Annotated in this window: 7 protein-coding genes and 1 pseudogene; 4 read left to right on the top strand and 4 right to left on the bottom strand. The window is 67.6% G+C overall.

Annotated features, from left to right (window positions below; genetic code table 11):
* Positions 1-291: 291 nt before the first annotated feature.
* On the bottom strand, positions 292-1,047 hold the full coding sequence (ppk2, locus tag QZV94_RS20770) for a polyphosphate kinase 2 (protein WP_293681405.1): 756 nt from the start codon (positions 1,045-1,047) through the stop codon (positions 292-294).
* Between the two features lie 34 nt (positions 1,048-1,081).
* Here ppk2 and QZV94_RS20775 point away from each other — a divergent pair, with 34 nt between their 5' ends.
* Entirely contained in the window at positions 1,082-1,795 is a 714-nt protein-coding gene (locus QZV94_RS20775) for a 16S rRNA (uracil(1498)-N(3))-methyltransferase (protein ID WP_293681387.1), read from the top strand.
* Between the two features lie 42 nt (positions 1,796-1,837).
* Here the strand turns inward: QZV94_RS20775 and QZV94_RS20780 are convergent, their stop codons facing one another.
* A complete protein-coding gene (locus QZV94_RS20780; RefSeq protein ID WP_293681390.1) occupies positions 1,838-2,257 on the bottom strand; it encodes a glyoxalase/bleomycin resistance/extradiol dioxygenase family protein in 420 nt (139 codons plus the stop codon).
* A gap of 161 nt (positions 2,258-2,418) precedes the next feature.
* Between QZV94_RS20780 and QZV94_RS20785 the strand changes: the two genes are divergently transcribed.
* Complete coding sequence (locus QZV94_RS20785) at positions 2,419-3,774, top strand: glutamate--cysteine ligase (protein ID WP_293681393.1); 1,356 nt, start codon at positions 2,419-2,421, stop codon at positions 3,772-3,774.
* Positions 3,775-3,882: 108 nt separating this feature from the next.
* Positions 3,883-4,374, top strand: a complete 492-nt coding sequence (locus QZV94_RS20790) for a hypothetical protein (RefSeq protein WP_293681396.1) — start codon at positions 3,883-3,885, stop codon at positions 4,372-4,374.
* Here QZV94_RS20790 and QZV94_RS20795 read toward each other — a convergent pair.
* Positions 4,371-4,877 (bottom strand): DUF427 domain-containing protein, encoded by a 507-nt coding sequence (locus QZV94_RS20795; protein ID WP_293681399.1) that lies wholly within the window; start codon positions 4,875-4,877, stop codon positions 4,371-4,373. The genes QZV94_RS20790 and QZV94_RS20795 overlap by 4 nt on opposite strands.
* Before the next feature lie 215 nt (positions 4,878-5,092).
* Between QZV94_RS20795 and QZV94_RS20800 the strand changes: the two genes are divergently transcribed.
* Positions 5,093-6,889 carry a peptide MFS transporter gene (locus QZV94_RS20800; RefSeq protein WP_293681402.1) on the top strand — a complete coding sequence of 599 codons (1,797 nt, stop codon included), beginning with the start codon at positions 5,093-5,095 and terminating at the stop codon, positions 6,887-6,889.
* Between the two features lie 10 nt (positions 6,890-6,899).
* Here QZV94_RS20800 and QZV94_RS20805 read toward each other — a convergent pair.
* Positions 6,900-7,675 (bottom strand): annotated as a pseudogene (locus tag QZV94_RS20805) (TonB-dependent receptor); the annotation flags it as partial.

The raw sequence follows: 7,675 nt of genomic DNA on the forward strand, positions 1-7,675 counted from the left end.
GAGCCTGGTCAGCTGGCGGCGGCCCACGGGGGCGTCTCGGTCTCCGCCGAAGCCCTGGGCCGCCAGCGCGATGCGTCGCGCTTCGCCGACGGTGAGGGTGTCCTTCATGGAAGCGGTCCAGCGGTGAGTCGGTCGCTGGACGCTACCATCGAACAAAGATGGAACGAAACAGAGTCAACGGATGGTTAACAGCCTTGACCGTACCGCCTGAGGTTGTGGAACATTCCGAGACTCGCTGCGACAAGGCCGCGCAGCGGAGCGTGACGTGCGTTTCGGGGCAGCCGCGGTTGCTCAATGCTCGAGGCGCCCGTCCTTCACGGACTCGGGCTCGAAGGCGTAGAGCACGTCCTTGTCCGGCGCGGAGACGTCACGGGTGATGTCCTTGGGTGCGAGGGTCTTCAGCAGGTGGCGGATGATGTTGCTGCGTGCGGTAGGCTTGTCGTCGGTGCGGATGACGGTCCACGGCGCCTCGTCACTGTGGGTGCGGGTCAGCATCTCATCGCGCGCGTCGGAATAGGCGTCCCACTTCAGCTCGGCGACGGCGTCGAGGTTGGAAACCTTCAGGGCCTTCAGCGGATCCTCACGCCGGGCCTTCAGCCGCTTGGCCTGTTCGTCCCGGGAGATGTCGAGCCACATCTTCACGATCCGCACGCCGCTACCCAGCAGCATGCGCTCGAACACCGGCACGTCGCGCAGGAACATCTCGATCTCGGCGGCCGTGGCGAACTCCATCACGCGCTCGACCCCGCCGCGGTTGTACCAGGAGCGGTTGAAGATCACGAACTCACCGGCCGCCGGCAGGTGCTTCACATAGCGCTGGAAGTACCATTCGCTTCGCTCGCGCTCGTCGGGCTTGGGCAGGGCCAGGACGCGGGTGTGGCGCACCGACAGGTGTTCGACAATCCGCTTGATGGCTCCGTCCTTGCCGGCCGCGTCGCGCCCCTCGAAGATCACGAGGTCGCGCAGGCCCGCCTCGATGGCGTGCGCCTGGTAGCGCACCAGCCCGACCTGAAGGTCCCGGAGTTCGTCGTCGTTGGATTTGCCCATGGGCGCATAATGCGTGGGATTGCTAAGAGGGGCCATGATCCGGCTCAGCGTGCCCCACGACCTCGCGCCTGGCGCCGGCCTCGACCTGGACCGGGGCCAGAGCCACTACCTTGCCGCAGTGATGCGCCTGGTCGTGGGCGACGAGGTTGCGGTGTTCAACGGCCGTGACGGCGAATGGCGCGCGACGGTGGCCGTGGTCGGCAAGCGCGCCGTGCGGCTGACGGCCCTGTCGCGGACGCGGCCGCAGGCGTCCGGGCCCGACCTGGACCTGATCGTCGCCCTCGTGAAGCGCGCTCGGCTTGAGACCATCGTCGAGAAGGCGGCTGAGCTCGGCGCGCGGCGCGTGCGCCCGGCCATCACAGAACGGACGAACGCCGACCACACCCGCGTGGACCGCCTGCGAGCCATCGCCACAGAGGCCGCCGAGCAGACCGGGCGGCTGGACGTCCCGCAAATCGCCGAGCCGATGAAACTGGCGGCGCTGTTGGCCGACTGGGAGCCTGGCCGGCGCCTGTTGTTCTGCGACGAGTCGGGCGATGCGCCGCCGATGCTGCGCGCGGGGCTGGCGGAGGGCCCCTGGGCGATCCTGATCGGTCCGGAGGGCGGCTTCTCCCCAACCGAACGCGAAACGCTGCGGGCGCTGCCGTACGCGACCCCGGCCGGCCTCGGTCCTCGCATCCTCCGCGCCGACACCGCCGCCATCAGCGCCCTGACTCTCTGGCAGGCGGCGGTGGGGGACTGGCGTTAGCGTCTGCATCCACGCCGCCTTCCCGTCGCGAGGATGCGCGGATCAGTCCTCCCCGTACACGCTGTCCTCGGGCGCATCGGTGGCGCTCTGGAACTCGATGCGGTAGCCGTCCGGGTCGTCAAGGCCGGTGACCCACATGCCGTTGCCGACCTCCGGCGTGGAGGCGTCGAGGCCCTTGGCCACCGCATCGCGCCAGATGGCGATGGCGTCCTCGCACAGGAAGAAGATCGACACGCCTTCGCCGACCCGGCCGTCGGGCGCCCAGGCGTCCTGCCCCTTGCGGCGGAACTGCTGCAGCATCAGCGTGGCGCCGCCAAGCTTCATCGTGCACCAGCGCAGAACCCCCCGGTCGTCCCAACGCTTGTCGATCTCGAAGCCCAGCCCATCCACATAGAAGGCCAGCGAAGCCTTCATGTCGACGACCCGGAAGAAGGGCACGGCCTCTTTGACGTTGTCGGCCATCAGGGCTCCGGAGTTGCGGTTCTTCCCACGCTTACCCCCGTCGGGCCGCGCATGACAGGTCGGACTTGAGCTCGCCGGATTTGCGCCCACCTAACTGAACAGCGTAAGGACGCGGGCCGCCGGCAGGGCGGCGCCACGGCGTCGAGGCCGGGAGGATGAGTATGGCCGAGGTCGCCTGCGACGATCGACCCCTGGTGTTCGAGGACCTGGTCGCCTGGATGGCCGAGGGCGCCAAGCCGGCCAGCGAGTGGCGCTGTGGCGCCGAGCACGAGAAGTTCGTGTTCCGCCTCTCCGATCACTCCCCGGTCCCCTACCAGCCGGGCGGCATCAAGGCGCTGCTGGATGGCCTGACCCGTTTTGGCTGGGCGCCGGTGATGGAGGGCGACAACGTCATCGCCCTCGAGCGCGGCAAGGCGAATGTCAGCCTGGAGCCCGGCGGCCAGTTCGAGCTGTCGGGCGCGCCGCTGGAGACCGTACACGACATCTGCGAGGAGACCGGCCAGCACCTCTCCGAGGTCAAGGTGGTCGCCGACGAGCTGGGCCTGGGGTTCCTGGGGCTCGGCTTCACGCCCACCTGGCGACGCGACCAGGTCCCCGTGATGCCCAAGGGCCGCTACAAGATCATGCGCGAGTACATGCCCAAGGTGGGCGGGCTCGGCCTCGACATGATGTTCCGCACCTGCACGGTGCAGGCCAACCTGGACTTCTCGTCCGAGGCGGACATGGTGGCGAAGTTCCGCACCTCGCTGGCCCTGCAGCCCATCGTCACCGCGCTGTTCGCCAATTCGCCGTTCATTGAGGGCAAGCCCTCCGGCTTCGTTTCGGCCCGCGCCAACGTCTGGACCGACACCGATCCAGACCGCACCGGGATGCTGGACTTCGTCTTCGCCGACGGCTTCGGGTTCGAGACCTACGCCCGCTATGCGCTGAACGTGCCCATGTATTTCGCCAAACGTGGCGACCGCTACATCGATCTGGCGGGCCGTTCGTTCGCCGACTTCATGGAGGGCAAGCTGGCCGAGATGCCCGGCCAGCGACCCAGCATCAAGGACTGGGCCGACCACACCACCACCCTGTTTCCCGAGGTGCGGCTGAAGAAGTACCTGGAGATGCGCGGCGCCGACGCCGGGCCCTGGAGCCGACTGTGCGCGCTTCCGGCTCTGTGGATGGGGATCTTCTACGACGCCCCGGCGCTGGCCGCGGCCTGGGACCTCTGCAAGGACTGGAAGATCGAAGACCATGAGCGGCTGCGCGCCGACGTGGCCCGCCGCGGCCTGAAGGCCGAGATCAATGGGCGCACCGTGCAGGACGTGGCCAAGGATCTCCTCGCCATCGCCCATCAAGGCCTGAAGAACCGCAACCGCCTCTCGGCCGGCATGGTCGACGAGAGCAACTACCTCTCCGAACTGGAGCAGATCGCCGACAGCGGGATCACGCCCGCCGAACGCCTGCTGGAACTCTACGAAACGCGCTGGGGCCGCGACGCCAGCCGGGTGTTCGAGGACTTCGCGTACTGACCCTCCGATAATTTCCTCGCGGCGCCGGTCCTGCTGCCGTGGCGGAGGCTTGACGATGAGCCTGCGGTCCGCTTCCGCTCGTCAGACGAGGCCTGCGCGAGGACTGAGATGGCGGATCTTCCGAAGTACGCGCATTGGGTGGCCGAGCGGCGCTTCGTCGTGGACACCCGCCAGATGCCCGACCTCAAGGCGGCCGACGCGCGGCTGATCGAGGACCTGTACATCGACGGCGGGCGGTTGCGGCTGCGTCGGATCACCATGCCGGACGGCGCGCCAACCGAGTTCAAGCTGGCCAAGAAGTACGCCCCCGACAATCCGCTGATCGGACCGATGACCAACCTCTACCTCAACGCCGACGAGTACGAGGTCTTCAACGTCCTGCCCGGCGCGCGGCTCTCCAAGCGTCGGCACAAGGTGGGAGCGTTCGTCGTGGACGTGTTCGAGGGAGGGCTGAAGGGTCTGGTCCTTGCCGAGTGCGAGGCCTCCAACCGGATGGCCGCCATGGCCTTCGACGTGCCCACCTGGTGCGTGCGCGAAGTGACCAACGACGTCGAATACACCGGCTCGCGCCTGGCCCAGCAACAGGCGGTCCCGGCCTAGCGGACCCCGCCCTCCTCCGGGCCCTCCACATTGGGCGCCCAGTGCTCGCGCTGCGAGGCGCCGGAGCCTGAATCCGTATGCAGCACCGCGTCGTCGACATCGGTCCGGGCCGGCGCGTCCTTGTGGTGCGGGTTCACCGCCGCGTCGTCGACGGCGTAGACCTCCACGTGGTTGGGATAGAAGGCGACCATGCCCTCGATCGCCGCCACCGCCGGGAACGGGCGCTCGTAGGTCCACACGCCGTTCTCGGCGAAATGGCCGTCCATCTGCAGCGTGTAGTAGCTGGCGTCGCCCTTGTAGGGGCAATGGGTCGCGTGGTCGGTGCGGTGCAGGTACTCCATCGAGACGTCCTGGCGCGGGAAGTACACCACGGGTGGATAGGAGGCCTCCTGCAGGACGATGGCCTGGTCGCTGTCGGCGATCACATGGCCGCCGTACTTGGCCCGCCAGCGGCGCGTCGTAGGGGTCAGGGTGATGGGATGATCGGTGCCGGGGGTCTTCATCGGGAACTCCTTCCAGCAATCAACGGCTGGCGCGCGCTTGGGGTCCCGCCGACGTGATCGAGGGCGTGATCCCGATGACGGCCTGCACGCTGTCGTGCGGGAGGCCTTGCCTTGTGCTTGGCGGGGACGCGTGATTTTCTCCCCGCAAATCCGCGGCCTGGGGCGAAGCTGTCCCGCGGGCTCGCTGCGTCCCAGGGAATCGGAAGCCTCCACGCATGCTCATCTGGATTATCGGCATCGTCGTCACGCTGGCCACGGGCATCCCCGTGTTGCTGCAGCTGCTGAAGAACCACCCACGCGGGCTGATCATCCTGTTCTTCGCCGAGATGTGGGAGCGGTTCTCCTACTACGGGATGCGCGGCATCCTGATCTTCTATCTGACCCAGCACCTCCTGTTCGACGACAAGACCGCTGGCGCCCAGTACGGATCCTACACCTCGCTGGTCTACCTGTTGCCCCTCTTGGGCGGCATCCTGGCCGACCGCTACCTCGGCACTCGCAAGGCGGTGGCGTTCGGAGCGCTGCTCCTGGTCGCCGGCCACCTGACCATGGGGCTGGAAGGCAAGCCCGCCACCCAGACGCTGACCTATGCGGGCCAGACCTATGAGGTAGCGTCCCAGGGCCGCATGGAAGGCCGCACGGTGAACCTGATGGTGGCCGGGCAGCCCTATGGGTTCGGTCCGGCCGAGGGCGGCGGACTGGCGATCAAGGACCTACCCGCCGGCGCGCCGCTCCCGGCCGTGCTGCCGGAAGGTTCGTATCAGATGGAAGCCAAGGCTGACCCGTTCGGCCGGACCGCCTTCTTCGTCGCGATCTCGCTGATCATCATGGGGGTCGGCTTCCTCAAGCCGAACATCTCCACCATCGTGGGCCAGCTCTATCCGCAGGGCGATCCCCGGCGGGACAGCGGCTTTACCCTCTACTACTACGGCATCAACCTGGGCGCGTTCTGGGCGTCGCTGCTCTGTGGCTACCTGGGCCAGAGCATCGGCTGGTGGGCCGGCTTCGGGTTGGCCGGGGTCGGCATGGCGGCTGGCTTCATCGTCTTCGTGCTCGGCAAGAAGCACCTCGAGGGCCACGGCGAGCCGCCGAACCCCGAGCTGCTCAAGAAGCCCCTCGTCGGGCCGATCAGCCGCGAGTGGCTGATCTATGCTGGCGGGCTGCTTGGCGTGTTCCCAGTGCTGTGGTTGGTTCAGCGCAACGACATCGTCGGCGTGGCCCTGATCGCCTCGATCGTGATGTCGCTGCTGGCCATCGCCTACATCGTCGCTTTCGTCTGCAAGACCTGGGTCGAGCGCCAGCGGATGATGCTGGCGGTGGTGTTGATCCTGGGGGCGGTGGTGTTCTTCACCCTGTTCGAGCAGGCTGGCACGTCGCTGAACCTGTTCGCGGCGCGCAACGTGGACCTCATGGGCATGGCCGCAGCGCAGACCCAATCGTTCAATGCCGGCTTCATCCTCATCGGCGCGCCGATCTTCGCGGCCATGTGGGCCTGGCTGGCCCAGCGTGGCCGGGATCCCAATCCGACCCTGAAGTTCGGCCTCGGTCTCGTTCAGGTGGGCCTGGGCTTCATGGTGGTGGTCTGGGGTGCGGGCTTCGCCGACGACAGCTACCGCCTGCCGCTGATCCTCTTGGGCATGCTCTACTTGCTGCACACCACCGGCGAACTCTTCCTGTCGCCGGTGGGCCTGTCGGAGATCACCAAGCTGTCCGTCCCGGCTGTGGTGTCCTTCATGATGGCGGTCTGGTTCCTGGCGTCCTCCATCGCCCAGTTCGTGGGCGGGCTCATCGCGGGTGCGGCCGGAACCGAGACCGTCGGAGGCCAGGTTCTGGATTCGCGCGCCTCGCTCGAGTCGTCGCTGGCGGTGTTCAGTCAGCTGGGGCTGTGGGGCATCGGGATCGGCGTCGTCTTCATCGCCATCAGCTTCTTCATCAAGGGCTGGGCGCACGGGGTCGCCCCGGCGGGCGAGGGCCCCCACGCCGAGCCGGTCCCCGCCGACCGCGGCGCCTAGCCGTCCGCCGCTACCCGAACGTCTTGCGGATGCGCAGGAAGGTGCTGCCCGGCGTCTGGTTCGTGCGCTTGTCGTCGATGAAGCTCGGCTGTCCGCCGGCCGTGCGCAGGCCGGGGTAGATATAGAAGGTGTCGTGCAGGTTGCGGCGCGTGACGTTCGGCAGCTCGAGGCGGATGTTGAGGTCCGGTCGCGGCTTGTACTCGACGAACGGCCGCACGTAGGTGTTGAGCTTGAACTCCTCGACCAGGTTGAAGCGGTAGTAGCTTTCGCGGAACCCGCCGAAGACGTCCACGCCCCATGTGATCCTGTACTGCGGCAAGTCCCAGGAGAAGTTGGCGGACCAATCCAGCCGGTGAAGGCCGGACTGGAACCGCGCCTCGCCGGTGGTGGGATCGGTGACCTTGGCCCAGCGCTTGGTAAGATTGCCCTTCAGCAGGGCCCCCTTGATCCCCAACCGGTCGAAGGGGAGGGTCAGGTCCACGATCAGGGCGTCGAGGGTCCCGTCGCCGATATTTTCCGGCCGGTCGAATGTCGCGCCGCCCACGGTCACCGGGCCACGGTCCACGACGTCGCTGAGCTCGGAGTGTCGATAGGTCAGCGTCACCGAGCCCGCCGCCCAGAACCGCTGCTCCACCGCGATCTCGGCCACCCAGGCCTGACCCGGGTTCAGGTCCGGGTTGCCGGCGGTGATCCCACCAGCGGAGTTCACGTCGCCGTCGGCGACGAAGTCCGTGAAGTTGAGCTGATCCACCTCGCGTTCCAGCCGCAGCCGCAACTGGAAGGCCT

This window comes from uncultured Phenylobacterium sp., assembly GCF_902826855.1.
GTDB lineage: Bacteria > Pseudomonadota > Alphaproteobacteria > Caulobacterales > Caulobacteraceae > Phenylobacterium.

Bases quoted from the DNA above. Each gene is read 5' to 3' on its own strand.
- QZV94_RS20780 (WP_293681390.1), bottom strand. From the start codon at position 2,257: ATGGCCGACAACGTCAAAGAGGCCGTGCCCTTCTTCCGGGTCGTCGAC.
- ppk2 (WP_293681405.1), bottom strand. From the start codon at position 1,047: ATGGGCAAATCCAACGACGACGAACTCCGGGACCTTCAGGTCGGGCTG.
- QZV94_RS20785 (WP_293681393.1), top strand. From the start codon at position 2,419: ATGGCCGAGGTCGCCTGCGACGATCGACCCCTGGTGTTCGAGGACCTG.
- QZV94_RS20795 (WP_293681399.1), bottom strand. From the start codon at position 4,877: ATGAAGACCCCCGGCACCGATCATCCCATCACCCTGACCCCTACGACG.
- QZV94_RS20790 (WP_293681396.1), top strand. From the start codon at position 3,883: ATGGCGGATCTTCCGAAGTACGCGCATTGGGTGGCCGAGCGGCGCTTC.
- QZV94_RS20775 (WP_293681387.1), top strand. From the start codon at position 1,082: ATGATCCGGCTCAGCGTGCCCCACGACCTCGCGCCTGGCGCCGGCCTC.
- QZV94_RS20800 (WP_293681402.1), top strand. From the start codon at position 5,093: ATGCTCATCTGGATTATCGGCATCGTCGTCACGCTGGCCACGGGCATC.